Source organism: Dickeya dadantii NCPPB 898, from assembly GCF_000406145.1.
Lineage (GTDB): Bacteria > Pseudomonadota > Gammaproteobacteria > Enterobacterales > Enterobacteriaceae > Dickeya > Dickeya dadantii.
The window spans coordinates 54,842-69,588 of record NZ_CM001976.1 but is presented as its reverse complement, the minus strand read 5'-3'; the positions used below and the strand labels follow the sequence as shown (position 1 = coordinate 69,588).

The 14,747-nt window shown below is 61.8% G+C and carries 15 protein-coding genes; 4 read left to right on the top strand and 11 right to left on the bottom strand.

What is annotated here, in order from left to right; translation table 11 throughout:
• Positions 1-13: 13 nt before the first annotated feature.
• Genes DDA898_RS00735 through DDA898_RS00720 form a run of 4 tightly spaced genes read right to left on the bottom strand, consistent with a single transcriptional unit; the run spans position 14 to position 4,506 of the window.
• A complete protein-coding gene (locus DDA898_RS00735; RefSeq protein WP_038912367.1) occupies positions 14-1,117 on the bottom strand; it encodes an ABC transporter ATP-binding protein in 1,104 nt (367 codons plus the stop codon).
• Between the two features lie 4 nt (positions 1,118-1,121).
• Positions 1,122-2,168, bottom strand: coding sequence for a carbohydrate ABC transporter permease (locus DDA898_RS00730; RefSeq protein ID WP_038909888.1), 1,047 nt, complete (start codon positions 2,166-2,168; stop codon positions 1,122-1,124).
• The gene (locus tag DDA898_RS00725; RefSeq protein ID WP_038899944.1) at positions 2,165-3,082 is read right to left on the bottom strand and encodes a carbohydrate ABC transporter permease; all 918 of its coding nucleotides are present in this window, start codon (positions 3,080-3,082) and stop codon (positions 2,165-2,167) included. Before DDA898_RS00725 ends, DDA898_RS00730 begins: the two co-directional genes overlap by 4 nt.
• 53 nt (positions 3,083-3,135) lie before the next feature.
• Entirely contained in the window at positions 3,136-4,506 is a 1,371-nt protein-coding gene (locus DDA898_RS00720) for an ABC transporter substrate-binding protein (protein WP_013315768.1), read from the bottom strand.
• Between the two features lie 100 nt (positions 4,507-4,606).
• Here DDA898_RS00720 and DDA898_RS00715 point away from each other — a divergent pair, with 100 nt between their 5' ends.
• On the top strand, positions 4,607-5,710 hold the full coding sequence (locus DDA898_RS00715) for an ROK family transcriptional regulator (RefSeq protein ID WP_038909887.1): 1,104 nt from the start codon (positions 4,607-4,609) through the stop codon (positions 5,708-5,710).
• Between the two features lie 74 nt (positions 5,711-5,784).
• On the opposite strand, the gene DDA898_RS00710 is transcribed toward DDA898_RS00715, so the two are convergent.
• Positions 5,785-6,051 carry a YdgH/BhsA/McbA family protein gene (locus tag DDA898_RS00710; RefSeq protein ID WP_038909885.1) on the bottom strand — a complete coding sequence of 89 codons (267 nt, stop codon included), beginning with the start codon at positions 6,049-6,051 and terminating at the stop codon, positions 5,785-5,787.
• Between the two features lie 178 nt (positions 6,052-6,229).
• Positions 6,230-6,511 carry a hypothetical protein gene (locus DDA898_RS00705; protein ID WP_038909884.1) on the bottom strand — a complete coding sequence of 94 codons (282 nt, stop codon included), beginning with the start codon at positions 6,509-6,511 and terminating at the stop codon, positions 6,230-6,232.
• Positions 6,512-6,884: 373 nt separating this feature from the next.
• Here DDA898_RS00705 and dsdA point away from each other — a divergent pair, with 373 nt between their 5' ends.
• From dsdA to DDA898_RS23370, 3 genes are read left to right on the top strand one after another with little or no spacing between them, the layout of a single operon-like run.
• On the top strand, positions 6,885-8,258 hold the full coding sequence (dsdA, locus tag DDA898_RS00700; protein ID WP_038909883.1) for a D-serine ammonia-lyase: 1,374 nt from the start codon (positions 6,885-6,887) through the stop codon (positions 8,256-8,258).
• Positions 8,258-8,680: a GNAT family N-acetyltransferase gene (locus tag DDA898_RS00695; protein WP_038909882.1), complete on the top strand. Its 423-nt coding sequence runs from the start codon at positions 8,258-8,260 to the stop codon at positions 8,678-8,680. The genes dsdA and DDA898_RS00695 overlap by 1 nt, the downstream gene beginning before the upstream one ends.
• A gap of 5 nt (positions 8,681-8,685) precedes the next feature.
• On the top strand, positions 8,686-8,856 hold the full coding sequence (locus tag DDA898_RS23370) for a hypothetical protein (protein ID WP_162471543.1): 171 nt from the start codon (positions 8,686-8,688) through the stop codon (positions 8,854-8,856).
• Between the two features lie 46 nt (positions 8,857-8,902).
• On the opposite strand, the gene DDA898_RS00690 is transcribed toward DDA898_RS23370, so the two are convergent.
• The 5 genes from DDA898_RS00690 to DDA898_RS00670 form a co-directional block, all read right to left on the bottom strand.
• Positions 8,903-9,958, bottom strand: a complete 1,056-nt coding sequence (locus DDA898_RS00690; RefSeq protein WP_038909880.1) for a hypothetical protein — start codon at positions 9,956-9,958, stop codon at positions 8,903-8,905.
• Positions 9,959-9,970: 12 nt separating this feature from the next.
• A complete protein-coding gene (locus DDA898_RS00685; protein WP_050570307.1) occupies positions 9,971-10,984 on the bottom strand; it encodes a bile acid:sodium symporter in 1,014 nt (337 codons plus the stop codon).
• 146 nt (positions 10,985-11,130) lie between these two features.
• A complete protein-coding gene (locus DDA898_RS00680; RefSeq protein WP_038909879.1) occupies positions 11,131-12,561 on the bottom strand; it encodes a CehA/McbA family metallohydrolase in 1,431 nt (476 codons plus the stop codon).
• Positions 12,554-13,834, bottom strand: a complete 1,281-nt coding sequence (locus tag DDA898_RS00675) for an extracellular solute-binding protein (RefSeq protein WP_038909873.1) — start codon at positions 13,832-13,834, stop codon at positions 12,554-12,556. The genes DDA898_RS00680 and DDA898_RS00675 overlap by 8 nt, the downstream gene beginning before the upstream one ends.
• A complete protein-coding gene (locus tag DDA898_RS00670; RefSeq protein ID WP_236616694.1) occupies positions 13,834-14,739 on the bottom strand; it encodes a carbohydrate ABC transporter permease in 906 nt (301 codons plus the stop codon). The genes DDA898_RS00675 and DDA898_RS00670 overlap by 1 nt, the downstream gene beginning before the upstream one ends.
• Between the last annotated feature and the right edge of the window lie 8 nt (positions 14,740-14,747).

Below are 14,747 nucleotides of genomic sequence, written 5' to 3'. Positions count from 1 at the left end.
GTAGATGTGGATATTAACCTGCCGTCCGGCAGGCGGAAACGACATCGGCGGGCAGTACCACGCCGACATCGGGCAGACGATTGCCGTCGGCGTCAAACAGCAGCAGAGCATCCACCGACGGCGACACCCCGACGAGCATCCCCGCGTCATACTGCGCCGTCGAACCGGCCGCCAGCGCCTGCAACGGCCCAAGCGACGTGTGCAGGCGGTACAAGACCTCCCGCCCCATCGGCTCAATGTGTTCGATGCGCCCGGACAGCGGGCCGGCGCCCAGCGGCGTCAGGGTGACGTCTTCCGGCCGGATACCGAGCGTCAGCGCGCCGTGATACGTCGATGACAACCCCCAGCTTATTTCGCCCACCGTCAACCGACGGCCGCTGGCCTGCCCCGGCAGCAGGCAGATCGGCGGCGAGCCGATAAAGCCGGCGACAAAGGTATTAGCGGGCTGGCGATAGAGCTGTTGCGGGGTGCCGATCTGCTCCACCCGCCCCTGATTCATACAGATAATGCGGCTGGCGAGCGTCATGGCTTCCAGTTGATCGTGCGTCACCATCAGCGTGGTGGCGCGCGAACGGGCGTGAATCGCTTTCAGTTCGGTGCGCATCGTCATACGCAAGGTGGCGTCGAGGTTGGACAACGGCTCGTCCAGCAATAACAGCGACGGCCGCTTAACCAACGCCCGCGCCAGCGCTACCCGCTGCTGCTGTCCGCCGGACAGCGCCGACGGCTTGCGCTCCAGCAGTTCCGTCACCTGTACCAGCGCCGCCGCTTCCCGCACCCGCTGGTCGCGCTCGGCACGTTCCGCGGGTTTGAAACGCAGCGGAAACGCAATGTTGTCGTACACGCTCAGATGCGGGTACAGCGCGTAAGACTGGAACACCACGCCAACGTTGCGGTCGCGCGCGTCCACGCCGTTCACCCGCTGGCCGTCGAACAGAATCTGCCCTTGCGTCGGCGCATACAGTCCGGCCAGCAGAAACAGCGTGGTGGATTTGCCGCAGCCGGACGGCCCGAGGATCGCCACAAACTCGCCGTCAGCCAGCGTCAGATTAACCGGGTGCAGCACCGGCGTATCGCCCCAGGCTTTGGTTACGCCATCAAGTACAATCTCCGCCATCATTTCAGCCTTTAATTCCACCGACGCTCATTTGCGTCAGGTATTTTTGAGTTAACAGATACAGCGCCAGCACCGGCAGGATGTAGATGACGCCCACAGCGGCAATCAGCCCGGAATCCGCGCCCATGCTGTCCTGCGACGCCCAGAACAGGTACAGGCTCATGGTCATCCTGCCGCTGTCGATCAGCAGGGTGCGCACAAAAATGTACTCCTCCCAGCCGCGCAGAAAGGCAAAGGTGGCGATGGCGATAATGCCGCCGGTCACCTGCGGCAACACCACCAGCCGGAAGGCCTGAAAGCGGCTGGCACCGTCGGTAATGGCGCTCATTTCGATATCCCACGACACGCCGTCGAAAAAATTCTTCATCACGAAGATGGCGAACGGCAGTTCAAGCGCGCACATCACCAGCATCACGCCCCACAGGCTGTTGAGCAGCCCCATCCAGTAGAGCTGAATAAAGAGAGCCACCGTCAACGCCATCACCGGAAAGGCGTGCAACAGCAGCAGGGCTTTTAGCACCCCTTCGCGCCGTCGGAAGCCAAGCCGGGACAAGGCATAGGCGGCAGGCACCGCCAGCAGCGTCACCAGCAGCGTGTGGCCGCCAGCAAACAGCAGCGAGTTGCCAAGCGCGGTCCAGACAGACGGCAGCGTGCCGCTTTGCATACCGGTGGCCTGCACATCCGGGTTCCACAGAAAGCGGTAGTTGTGCAACGTGAGTTGCGGAGCAACCCACAGGCCGAATACCAGCAGCGCCGCCAGCCCAACCAGCCACCGCAAGCGGCGGGCACGTTGTTCGGTACGCGCCCGCCAGGCGACGGCAAGCAGCAAGCCGTACGCCAGCGCGGCGATCGTCAGCAATCGCCACAGCACCTGATACTCGCTGTCGCCATCCCGATGGGTAAACGAGATAGCCAGCAGCCACAGATAAGGGGTCACAATCGGTATCGATACCAGCGTCAGAAACAGCACCACGCTCGCCAGAAAACCCACCCGGTTCCAGCGCGAGCGCGCCGCCTGACGCGCCCAGTCGACAGCGTTCATCGTCGTCATCGCATCACCTCGATACGCGGCGGGGTAAACTGCGCGCGCATGTTCATCATCCGCCACTGCAACAGCGTCAGCAGCCCTCCGAACACCATCAGCCCCAGCGCCAGCATGGCGCCGTAGCCATAAGCGCCGGACTCGAAGGCGCGTCGATAAATGTAGAGCGCATAGGTGGTGGTGTCGTACACCGGGCCGCCGCCGGTAATCAGCAGGATGTATTCGTAAGTCACCATCAGCGACAGCGCCTGATACAACGCGATGAAACACACCGGGCTTTTCAGCGCCGGCAGCACCACATGGCGAATCACCGACCACTCCCCGGCGCCGTCTACCCGCGCGGCATGCCACAGGTGGGCCGGAATAGCGCGAATGGTGGAGGCGAGAATCACCATCGCAAACGAAGCGCCCACCAGGCCGTTAGCCACCACAATCAGTATCATCGGATGGTCGTTGCGCAGATTAAGCGGCGGCAGCCCGAACACGCCGACCACCACCTGATTGATCAGGCTGTGGGGCGACGGGTCCGCCGCCCAGATCCACAACAGCGCGTACAGCACCGACGGCGAAATACGCGGCAGAAACCAGATGCCGCGAAACAGCGCCCCCAGCGCCGGCGGCACCGCGGTGGTGGCGATCGCCAGCACGATGCCCAGCCCCAGATTGAACAACAGCAGCGTACTGACCACGTACACCAGCGTGGTCAGCAGGATCGCCGGCAGGCGTTTGTCCGCCACCAGCAACCGCATCAGGTTGTCGGTGCCAAAGGCGCTTATCTGCAAATTGCTGCCCATGTCGCTAAAGGCAATCACCAGATTGAGCAGCATCGGCGCGACAAAAAACACCGCCAGCACCGAGATGGCGGGGGCCAGCCAGCGCGCAGGATGCACACCGGCCGGGCGATTCGACAACGTCACAGGCATAGCCACCTCACTCGTCAGGGCCGGAGAAGCGCGCTCTCCGGCCGCGCCTTCAATCAATGCAGGCTATCCACGATTTCCACGTCCTTGCCCAGTTGGGTTTCCAGCTCGTCGGCGATAAAGTCCACCGCCTGCGCCGGGGTCATGCGTTTGGTTTCCACCGCCTGCAAGCCTTTGAACAGCACCCGGTTATAGTCGCCAAAGCGGGCGTGATTCGGCACAAAGGTAATGTTTTTCATCATTTTGCCGGCTTCGCTCAGCGCCCAGTTGTCGGTGTATTGCGGCATCGCGGTCTGGGCATAGCTGATGGCGGTGTGATAGGAACTGACGGCGTGGCGATTGTTGTAGTACGGCAGACTGGCGATAGCCACCAGCTGCGCCGCCAGATCTTTGTACTGGCTCTTATTGCTGACCACGTAGGCGATGGGGTGCGACAGGTTGGCGGGCTTGCCGCCCTTCACCGCCGCCGGTGCCGGTATCCAGCCGATCTTGTGGGTGTAACCCGCTTTATCGGCGGGCCACGCCGGGCCAAAGTTATCGTTCACCTGCCAGGCCATCGCCCAGATGCCCTGATGGAACAGGAAAGCTTTTTCCTGCTTGAACGCGGTCTGGATGGTGTCCCAGCTCATGGCGGTGTTGTCGGTCGGCGTTACGCCGGCCGCCACATTGCGGGCGTACCAGCTCAGCGCCGTTTCAACCTCTTTCTTCGCAAACAGCAGCTTGCCGGTTTTCTCATCCATGAATTTCGCGCCGCAGGCGGCAAACACCATCAGATAATCGATGCCGACATTCGGGCGATGCAGCATGCCGATCGGCGCGGCGTGGCGGTCTACCACCTCTTTCGCCAGCGCCGTCAGGTCATCCATGGTGAACTCACCGCTGTCCACGCGGGCGGGCAGGCTATCGATAAAAGCCTCGTCCTTGCCGATCTTGCGCAGCATGTCCTTGTTATAGAAAAACATGCGGATCTCGGCATCCTGCGGGACGCCGTACACCTTGCCCTGGTACTTCATCGCCTCCCACAGCACCGGCAAAATATCGGCGTACACCCACGGATTCGCCTTAATCTGCCCGTCCATCGGCATGGCGTAACCGTTGCGGGCAAACTCGCCGATCCACTCATGCGGCAGCAGCACGATGTCCGGCCCCTGATTGACGCCGAAGGCTTTCAGCGTATCCAGCGCCAGATCGTCCCAGCCCTGCACCGCGCTGGCATGGGTATCGATAACGATTTTGCGATCCACCCCCGCCGCGGCGAATTGCTGGTTGAGCACCCCGGCCGCCTCCTCGATGTTGACGGTGCGCATCGGCGCATTTCTGTCATTCAGGGTCCAGAGTTTGAGTTTGATGACATCCGCCACCGCACTGTGGGCTATCAGCCCGCTCGCCAGTAACACCGACAGGGATAACGAAACAAGTTTACGCACGGGCACCATCCTGTTATTGAGGTTGACGAATTAATTAAGTAACTTAATTATATTGCAGACGTGTGAAGGAAACCGGACAGAACCGGGACAAGGGATACCCATGGAAAAGCGAGAACTCACCGCCACCCACCGCAAACTGCTGGGGTTGCTGCGCCGTTCGGGCAGCCTGTCGCGCAGCGCGCTGGCCGCCGCCAGCGGCCTGACTACCGCCGCCGTCAGCATGATGACGCGGGACATGCTCAACCTCGGCCTGCTGGAAGAGAGCGACCGGGCGCAGGGGCGGCGTGGCCCGCCGCAAATCAACCTGCGACCGGCGGCGCACGCGGGCTATGTACTGGGGGTGTACGCGGAATACGACCTGATTTGCCTGATCCTGATGGACTATGCCGGGCAGTGCGTGGCGGAAACCACCCTGCGCGGCGATTTCCGGATCGTTGACTCAGTGGCGAATACGCTGGCCGATGCTATCCGCACCCTGCTCGACGCTCAGCCGCAGGCCCGCGATCGGCTGTTGGCCGTCAGCCTGGCGCTGCCCGCCCGATTTGACGGCGGCGCCATGCCGGTGTGGATCGCCCCCGGTCTGGCGGCCTGGCGCGGGGTAGATATCGCCCGGCAGTTGAGCGACCGGCTGGGCTGCCCGGTGCTGGTGGAAAACGACGCCAACTGCGCCGCCATCGGCGAGTTGCATTTCGGTTCCGCCGCCCCGGACGACAGCTTTTTCTACCTGTATATCGGCAAGGGGATTGGCGGCGCGTTGATCCTGAATGGCGAACTTCATCGGGGCAAGCAAGGCAACGCGGGGGAGATTGGCGCGCTGCGCACCCGGGCGCAGTCACGCCCGTCGTTTGACGATCTGCATGACTGCCTGCTGGCGGCGGGCGAGCCGTTACCTTCCAATACCGCCGATGCGGACTGGCAGGCGCTGGCGGCCTCGCCGGCCGGAAAAAGTTGGGTCCAACGCGCGGCGGGGGAACTGTATGGGCTGCTCTATAGCGTCACCGCACTGCTCGACCCGCCTTGTCTCTACCTCGGCGGCACGCTGCCCGCTCCCTTCATGGCCGGGTTACAGGCCGCCGTTATGGCTCAGACGCCCGCGCCGGACGACGACGCGCCGCTGACGCTACCGCCGGTGCGCCTCTCAACGCTACCGACACAAAACAGCGCCGCCTTCGGCGCCGCCGCGCTGGCGCTTAATCAGTACTGAAAACAACAAAGCCGCCCGAAGGCGGCCATTGCTCGTATGGATAATTGTTGCTGATGATAACCAGAAACTGATTATCAGTTATACAGTTCAGCCACGCCGCGCATCTGATTTTCGTTGCCGGTAGCGGAGATGATGCGGAACGATTTGGCGCCGGCAGCACTCGCTTTTTCAGACAGGCTGGCCTGCAAACCGTCCAGCGTATTGGCAGTTGCGCTAACGGTGCCGGCGGACAGGCTGGCGGATTGCTGTACTTCAGTCGCGTTGGACGTGGTAGCCGCGAAAGTGCCGAAAGAAACAGTAGCCAGGGCGATAACTGCAACAAAGTTTTTGATAGCTTTCATGGTCAATATCCTTCACGTTGAATTCGGTTGTTTGTCTTTTCTGAAAGCGTCTTCGCTTTCGATGGAAGTGATAATAGACCTGTTAACCCGACGTTAAAATCGGGTTTATTTGCAGATATCTTTCAAAAAATATGAACATTATTTATCCATCTTTTCCCCACCCTGTCTTCCACCGGATTTACTGCGGCGGGCACACCCACAGCGTGTTGCCGCACGGATTGAGCTTGCCGTTGCCGGCAGCCGGACGCGCCGGCATACATCCGTCGATCGCCGGCGTCTGGCCTATCGCCTGCACCCTGTCCGGGTGCATCAGCAAATATTCCGTCACAATCCGGCGGATCTCCGCCCGCTGCGCCTCGGTAAATTCACGATTGCCATCCGCCGGATAAGGCGCAATAGCCAGCCCGCACAACGGCAGCATCAGCAACAATCCGCCTGCCGCCAGCCTGTTTACTTTCATGATTACCTCCTCCCCTCGGGAGATCCGCTATGGCAGGCTCACTCTCCCCATGAAATGGGCCTGCCGCACAGCGTATCTGAGCCGTGCCACAGCCGGTTCGCTGCGCCCCGCCCGCGTTCGGTTAGCGCTGCATCCGGAGACACGCAGTCAGGCTACCGGTCAGGCGGTAAATTTGTCGTAAAAGCCGGTTATGCGGGTATAAAAATTCTGTATAGGGTAGAAAAGCTGTCATATCTCTATGATTAGAAAAAATAAATTCTTATAAACAAACACCCGTCCGGCGATGGCGGTAGGCAAATCCCGGCTAACGCAGGCATGATAAACGTCGATGATTGGCAGCGGGTACGCCCGCCGTTTACAGGAGACAACGATAATGGCCGACGCCGTATACGGTAAATCCTTGCCGCAATGGTTCCACGATTTTCCGCTGCTGGAACCGCTGGTTAATCGCCAGCCGGTGTGCTGGTTCAATCCGGCGGCGGCTTCCGTGAGCGATGCGCTGGGCGACGTGCCGCTAACCAGCGCCGACGTGGCCGACGCCAGCCAGCGCTTGCAGCGGTTCGCGCCTTTTCTGCGTCAGGCATTTCCGGAACTGGAAGCCAGCCACGGCATCATCGAGTCCGAACTGGTGCCGGTGCCGACGTTTGCCGCCGCGATCGCCCGCCAGGCGGGGCTGGATGCGCCGCCCTCAGTCTTACTGAAGCTGGACAGCCACTTGCCGGTGGCGGGTTCGGTCAAAGCGCGCGGCGGCATTTATGAGGTGCTGTACCACGCCGAACAGCTGGCGCTGCGCCACGGACTGCTGCGGGAAAGCGATGACTATCGCCGACTGCTGGACGACGACTGCCAGCAGTGGTTCCGCCGCCACAAAGTCGCGGTCGGCTCTACCGGCAATCTGGGGATGTCGATCGGCATCGCCAGCGCTCGACTGGGGTTTGACACCACGGTGCACATGTCCGCCGACGCCCGCCAGTGGAAGAAAGACCGGTTGCGCGCACACGGCGTGCGAGTGGTGGAGTACGACGGCGATTACGGTCAGGCGGTGGCGCAGGGTCGCCGGGAGGCGCAGTCCGACCCGAGCTGCCACTTTATCGACGACGAAAATTCCACCTCGCTGTTTCTGGGCTACGCGGTGGCGGGCGAACGGCTGAAAGCGCAGTTTGCCGCGCAGGGCCGGGTGGTGAACGCCGAACACCCGCTGTTCGTCTATCTGCCGTGCGGCGTCGGCGGCGCGCCCGGCGGCATCAGCTTTGGGCTGAAACTGGCGTTTGGCGATCACGTCCACTGCATTTTCGCCGAACCGACCGAATCCCCCTGCATGCTAATGGGCGTCTACACCGGCCTACACGACCAACTGGCGGTGCAGGATTTCGGCATCAGCAACCGCACCACGGCGGACGGGCTGGCGGTCGGCCGCCCTTCCGGCTTTGTCGGCAAGGCTATGCAGCGGCTGATTGATGGCTACTACACACTGACGGATGACGACATGCTGGCGTTGCTGCATGTGATGCACGACACCCAGCAGATTCTGCTGGAGCCGTCCGCGCTGGCGGGCGCGCCGGGATTTCTGCGTCTGTTGCAGGAAAATCAGGGCTATCGCCAGCGTGCGCCGCTGACGCCGCAGCGTTGCCGGCAAGGCACCCATGTTATCTGGGCCACCGGCGGCGGTATGGTGCCGGAAGAGGAGATGATGCGCTATCTGCAAGCCGGCGCCGCCAGTCGTTTAAACGGTAAGGAAACGCCCTGATGTCTCTTGTCGATTTTACGCCGGCGGATTACCCGCGCCTGATTCGCTGGGTAGACAGCGCCGAACTGAATCTGCTGTGGGGTGGTCCCACCTATTCGTTCCCGCTCACCGCCACGCAGATTACCGATCATCTGGCTAACCCGCAGTTTGTGCCTTATCTGTTTGAGCATCAGGGCAACGTCGTGGGGTTTGTCGAGCTGTATCAGGTGGAGCCGCGCCACAGCCGGCTGTGCCGGGTGTTTATCGACCCGGCGTACCGCAGGCGCGGGCTGGCGCGCGCGATGTTGCAAGCCGCTATCCGACAGGCGGTAGAGCGATTTGAGGCGCAAGCCGTATCGCTGTCGGTGTTTATACCCAAAATAATTCGAGTTGCAGGAAGGCGGCGACGCAGCGAATCTCCAGGAGCTTACATCAGTAAGTGACTGGGGTGAGCGAGGAAAGCCAACGCACCTGCAACTTGAAGTATGACGGGTATAGCCATAACCACAGCGCGCTACGCTGCTACCAGTCGCTCGGCTTTCATATCACCGCCACCGCTCCCTTTGGCGATCAGGGGCTGGAACTGACGACGATGCGCTTGATAACGTCATGCGCTTGATAACGTCATGCGCTTGATACCGTCATGCGCCTGACGCGGTAATGCCTCAGCTTTTCGACGTTTCTGCCGGTTCGCCGCAGTCCGGGCAGTAGTGGTAGAAAGCGTTTTTACGCAACCCGCAGGACGGGCACGGCGACAGCAGCTGTAAACCGCAATGCATACAAAACGCCGGGGTAGCGCCGTTTTGCAGGATCAGCGGGCGATCGCAGCTGGGGCACTGGTTGCGCGCCAGCGACGTCAACGCCGCTTCGTAATGAATCGACTCTTTGCGCTCTTCCTGCGACGCCGCCTGCTCCTGTTTCTTGCGCTCCAGGTACGCCTGCAACCAGCGCAGCAGCGCCCGCCCGCCGAAATAGGTCAGCACCACCCCGACGCCGTAACGGATGTAGCCGCCGAAACTCGGCAGATACGGCACCAGCTCGACAAAGAAGCCGAACAGGGCAAACAAAATGAACCCCCACACGAACGGCCATTGGTTGCCCTTGCGGTAACGACGAAACAGCCATAACGCCGCCAGCAGCAGCGGGCCGACAAACGCCAGCCGAATGAAGAACGCCTGCAACTCCGCCTTACGCAGCGCCTCGCCATAGCGCGCGTCCGCATCACCGTATAACCGGCTGACCGCCAGCGTTATCGGCGCCAGTTGAAGCTGCAACTGTGCGCGCTGTTTTTGCAGATCGGCGAGTTGTCCGTCGAGCCGCTGCTGGAGCGCCAGCAGACGATCCAGCTCATGGTTACGCTTAATCACCTCCGGATTCTGGTCGGACAGCTCGGTACTGCTGCGGGTGGCGCGCCAGTTGTCGAAACTGGCTTTGGCTTTGGCGTAATCGTTAGTCGCCATCTCGCGCGCCTCGCGCTTGTCCGCCAGCGCGTTATCCAGCGCTTCCTGCGCGGCCTGAATCGGCGCCATGCGCGCTTTCTGGGCGTCCACCGCCGTCTGGTCGATAAAACTGCCGCGATCCGGCTCACGGGTCAGCGACGGCAGGTCTTCCAGCACCGCGGCGCTGATCATCACCAGAAAATAGGCGAACAGCAGCGCGACGGCCCACTGTCCCATCCGAATCAGCCGTTCCGGCCCGCGTAATGGTTTGAATGCTTTCATGGTTCCTTCTTGTTATTTTCCGGATGGCGCGCTGGAGTGCGGCTGTCCGCCGGCAAAACGCAGGCGCGGTACCCAGCGTATATAGACCAGTTCCGCCAACAGCTCCACCAGCGTTTGCGTCACCACCACCGCCGGTATCACCGGCAACGCATCGGGTATCGCCAATGCCAGCGGTAAAATCACCAGCGCGTTGCGGGTGGCGCCGCTGAACACCAGCGCCCGCCCCGACGGCGCGGGCAGCGACCATAGTCTCGCCATCAGCCAGCTCAGCGCCGGCGCCAGCATGGCAAACAGCAGATAAACAGGCAACGCCTGCCGCACCGCGCCGGTCGCCAGCCCCAGTTGCGGCACCACAAACGCGATGATCAGCGCCAGCACCAGCGCGGTAGCCGGCACCGGCAACAGCCCGAGCCAGTTGGTTACCGCCGCGCCGGCAGCATATCGCGCCGCCCAGCGCTGAACGACAGCGGCCAGCAACAGCGGCAACGCCATCAGGACGATGAACGCGTGCAGAAACGGCGCCATCCCGATGTCGACCGCCGTGGCCTGCGGCAACAGCAGCGGCAACCACAACGGCAGCAGCAACATTTGCAACACCAGCAATACCGGCGTCGCCGCCAGCAGTAAGCGGGAATCCGCGCCGCCCTGATGCGAAAAGGTCACCACATAATCGACGCAGGGGCACAGCAGTACTATGGCGACGCCCACCGCCACCAGCGGTTCCAGCGGCCACAGACGCAGCAGCACCGCCACCAGCAGCGGTATCGCCACAAAATTCGTCGCCACCAGCGCCAGCATAAAACGCAGGTGGGTCAGCGCCGCCAGCAGGCGGGACAGCGGCAATTGCAGAAAGGTAACGAACAGCATCAGCGCCAGCGCGGGGTTAATCGCCGACGCCAGCGCGTCCGCATCCGATGGCGGCCAGCGCCACGCCAGCACGGCGGCGACCAGCAGGGTCAGCAGATAAATGACGGTTTGGCGGCGTTCCAGCCAGCCGCTCCAACGTGATAATAATGAGGTTGGCATCAGGGCGTCGTTGATGTCTTTCGTCCGACAGGTGGCGCTGACTATGCCATTAATCACGGCGAGGCACCACCCGCCGCCCATCGTTCGCCCGCGTCATTACCCGGCGATGGCCCGACGCGGCGACGCCGACAGCGCGTCTTCCTGCGTTATTTCGGCAGGCGCGCCACCGCTTCACCCCAGGTGGTGAAGGTCTGGCAGGAGAATATCGGGTGAGTGCCGTTATACAGCGGGTTGATCAGCCCGGCAAAGCCGCCATCCGGGCCACAGATATCAATGCGGCACCACGGCCAGCTCGTCAGCGGCAGCGCAACGCTCACCTCGTCGCGCCCCAGCGCATGGCGAGAAATCACCGTTCCGCCCGCCACGCACTCCGCGATGTAACCCGGCCGATCGTCTTCGATGGCGAGGGTCGCCTGCACCGTGCGTGCGCCGACATTCTGCCCCGGCAGCACCTCGCCGTCGTCGAACCGGAAACGCAGGCCGCACTGCCGGTCGATATACACCCGGCCTTGCCGCAAGCCATGCAGAATGGCGTCACCGCTCAGGCCGTGGGCAAACACCAGCGTCGTCGGGTCGCCGTACACCGAAGGTTGGGTGGTGCCGTCATAGCGCTCGTCCGGTCGCAGATGGCAATCGCTGCCGCCGACGGCGGCGATACGCCAGCCGCCGTTCCACAACGTGCTCAGCAGTTGCAACGCCCGCTCGGTGGCGGCGGCCGACGTCGGCCAGCTCGGGTCGCAGCACACTTCCAGCGTGTTGATGCGCGCCAGCGGCATCGCCGCATACTGCCAGTGCCACGGCGGCATCATCGGATGGTTGATGCTGATGTTGCCGTCGCCCGTCACGTTCAGCGACAAACCCTGACGGATCAGCGTTTCCGGCGCCATGTCCCCGTCTTCCAGCGTCAGCACCCGGCGCGGGCCGTGCACATTGAAGTGGCCGATATCGGTGGTCACCTCCAGCGCGGGCAGGAACAGGGTACGGCCTCCGGTCGGCAGCGCCGGGTGACACAGGTTATGTTCGGTCAGGAACAGAAAATCAAGCTGCTGCGCTTGCGCCAGCGCCACCGCCGCCGTCAGGCTGTTGTGCCCGTCCGACAGCCGGGTGTGAGCGTGCAGGTCGCCGCGATACCAGCGGGAAGCCGGTTCAAGGCAGGCGGAATAGTCGAAACACACCTGATGGTCGCCGCGCAGCGCCACCGTCAGCAGCATTTCATCCGGCGGCGGCAACGGCGGGTCGAACGCCACCGTAATCTGGTAATCCGCCTGCGTCGGATGACTGGCCTGCGCCGGAATGCTGCACAGCGCCAGCCGCCACTCCCCCGGCGGCAACGGCCCCGGTATGCCGCCCAACGGCAGCGCCCGCCGTGCGGCGATGGTTACCGACTTGGCGGCCGGTTCAATCAGCAGGTTGGCGCGCAGTTGCTGGCGGGCGTCGTAGACAAACGCGTACAGGTAGCTTTTGTTGCGGTTGTGCGCAGTCAGGGTCAGGCAGTCGATCCCTTCCGGCACGGTAAACGCTACCTGCCCGCGCCCCGTCGTCAGGCAACCGGCAAGGGTCAGCTCCGGCTTATTCATTAATGCGGTCCAGCGCTTTCTGCGCTTTGCGGGCCGCCTCGGTTAATGCCTGCTGCGCCGGTTTGTTTTCGATTTCCACCTGATCGGCGGCAACGGTCAGCGCATCCAGAATTTTGCCTTTGGTCGGGTCGATGAAATCCATGCTGGCGGATTTCGCCTGCTGCACCGGCACGGCAGCCTGCGGGTTGGCGGCGACGTATTTCTGATAGTCCGCGTCCTGCAACACGCTTTCACGCACCGGAATATAGCCTGTGAACATCGACCAGCGGGCGGTATTGGCCGCACTGGTGTAGAAACGCATAAAGGCAAAGGCGCCCTTCGCCGCCGCGTCCGGCGTGCCGGTGGGCATCACGAAAATCAGCGCGCCCGCCTGCGGCGCCGCCGGATGGTTGCCCCAGCCCGGCTGAGGCAACGCCGCCAGCCGCTGGAAGTCGAGATCGCCCTGATCGCCGGACGAACCGGTATACCCCAGCGCCCGGTCTTTCATCACGTCATCAATGGTTTTATACCAGTATTCCCAGCCCTGACCGCCGTGGTAGATACGCATGATGCGCTCGTCATGAATCCAGCGGCGGAAGCTGTCCCAAACCTCGACCCACGCCGGCGAATCGATCAGCACTTTTTTACCGTCTTCGCTGAGAATGCGCCCGCCGTTGGACAGCGCCGCGTCAATCAGATTGCCCGGCCCCCACATCGGCTCCCAACCGTAATAGCGGGTGTCGCCGCCGGCGTCTTTTTGGGTGACCGCCGTCGCCACTTTCGCCAGCCCCTGCCAGGTTTTCAGGTCGTCCGGCGTAAAGCCGTGCTGCGCCAGCACCGCCTTGTTGTAGTACAGCACCTGGGTGGTGCCGTAGGCGGGCAGACCGTAAACGCTGCCGTCCGGCCGGGTGACCTGACGGCGGAACGCGCCGATAAAATCGGTGAAGTGGAAGCTATCATCCATGTACGGCCGCAGATCGCGCAGCAATTTGCGCTCCGCCAGCGCCGTTCCCTGCGAAGCGGTCAGCAGCGCGAACGCCGGGGCGTTTTGCGCCGCCATTCCGGCCTGCATTTTTTGCCAGGTTTCATCGTAATTCCCCTGCAACGCGCCTTTCACCACGTATTGATCCTGACTACGGTTAAATTCGTCGATCAGCGTCAGCATCATCTTTTGCGGCTTGGTGCCGCCGGAATACCAGAAGTTCACCTCGGTGGCGGCCTGCGCCTGCGCGATCAGCAGCAGCGCGCACAGCGCGCCGCCCACAAATCGCAACCCTTTGCATACGGTCATCATTATTCTTTCACTCCATTATCGGAAAAGCCGGACAGGATGATTCGTTGGCACAACAGGAATAAAAACAGCATCGGCATCACCACAATGGCGCTGGCCGCCATGATATTCGACCAGTTAAAGCCATAGTCTCCGCCGGAAATAAAATACTGCCGGATGCCAATGGAAATTAAATTCAGCGACGGCGAGGTAATCACCAGACTGGGCCACATGTAGCTGTTGTAATTGGTGATGAAAATAAGCAGAAACAGCGTAGCCAGCACCGGCTTTATTTGCGGCAGCACAATGGTTCGCAGCAAAGCCCATTCTCCGGCGCCGTCAATGCGCGCCGCTTCCAGTAATGACGGATGAATTTTTTTCAGCGCCTGATGCAAATAAAACACCCCCATCGCACTTACCGCGTTGGAAAAAATCAGGCCGATATGGGTATCCAGCAAATGCAATTTAGCCAGAATGATGTAACAGGGAATATAGGTCACCGCGCCGGGCAACATATAACAGGCCATGACTACGCCATACAGCAAACGGCTGGCTTTACCGCGCCACTGCACGATGGCGTAGGCAAACAGCACGCTGTTGACCACCACCAACAGCGACGTCAGCAGCGCCACCGTCAGGCTGTTGTACATGAATAACCCGAAATGCGTCTCGCGCCATACCGCGGCGAACGAGGAAAAATCGGGATGCGACGGCAACAGTTGCAGCGGATGGCGGAAAATTTCGTCATTGGTTTTCAGCGCGCCGGACAGCATCCACACAAACGGGAATACCATCAGCAGACCGGCCATCATCAACAGCGGATGTTTTAGTAACAGTAAATGTTTCAGCATCCCCCGTCCGCGAAAGGCCGGGCGACGGGCGGCAGCGGAAACAACCGGTTCGGCAAGCGTTATCGGTGACGACACCATCCCCATGC

Coding starts and splice junctions, on each gene's coding strand:
- DDA898_RS00735 (WP_038912367.1), bottom strand. CDS start 1,117: ATGGCGGAGATTGTACTTGATGGCGTAACCAAAGCCTGGGGCGATACG.
- DDA898_RS00715 (WP_038909887.1), top strand. CDS start 4,607: ATGGAAAAGCGAGAACTCACCGCCACCCACCGCAAACTGCTGGGGTTG.
- DDA898_RS00685 (WP_050570307.1), bottom strand. CDS start 10,984: ATGCCAACCTCATTATTATCACGTTGGAGCGGCTGGCTGGAACGCCGC.
- DDA898_RS00725 (WP_038899944.1), bottom strand. CDS start 3,082: ATGCCTGTGACGTTGTCGAATCGCCCGGCCGGTGTGCATCCTGCGCGC.
- DDA898_RS00680 (WP_038909879.1), bottom strand. CDS start 12,561: ATGAATAAGCCGGAGCTGACCCTTGCCGGTTGCCTGACGACGGGGCGC.
- DDA898_RS00705 (WP_038909884.1), bottom strand. CDS start 6,511: ATGAAAGTAAACAGGCTGGCGGCAGGCGGATTGTTGCTGATGCTGCCG.
- dsdA (WP_038909883.1), top strand. CDS start 6,885: ATGGCCGACGCCGTATACGGTAAATCCTTGCCGCAATGGTTCCACGAT.
- DDA898_RS00675 (WP_038909873.1), bottom strand. CDS start 13,834: ATGATGACCGTATGCAAAGGGTTGCGATTTGTGGGCGGCGCGCTGTGC.
- DDA898_RS00710 (WP_038909885.1), bottom strand. CDS start 6,051: ATGAAAGCTATCAAAAACTTTGTTGCAGTTATCGCCCTGGCTACTGTT.
- DDA898_RS00690 (WP_038909880.1), bottom strand. CDS start 9,958: ATGAAAGCATTCAAACCATTACGCGGGCCGGAACGGCTGATTCGGATG.
- DDA898_RS00695 (WP_038909882.1), top strand. CDS start 8,258: ATGTCTCTTGTCGATTTTACGCCGGCGGATTACCCGCGCCTGATTCGC.
- DDA898_RS00730 (WP_038909888.1), bottom strand. CDS start 2,168: ATGACGACGATGAACGCTGTCGACTGGGCGCGTCAGGCGGCGCGCTCG.
- DDA898_RS00670 (WP_236616694.1), bottom strand. CDS start 14,739: ATGGTGTCGTCACCGATAACGCTTGCCGAACCGGTTGTTTCCGCTGCC.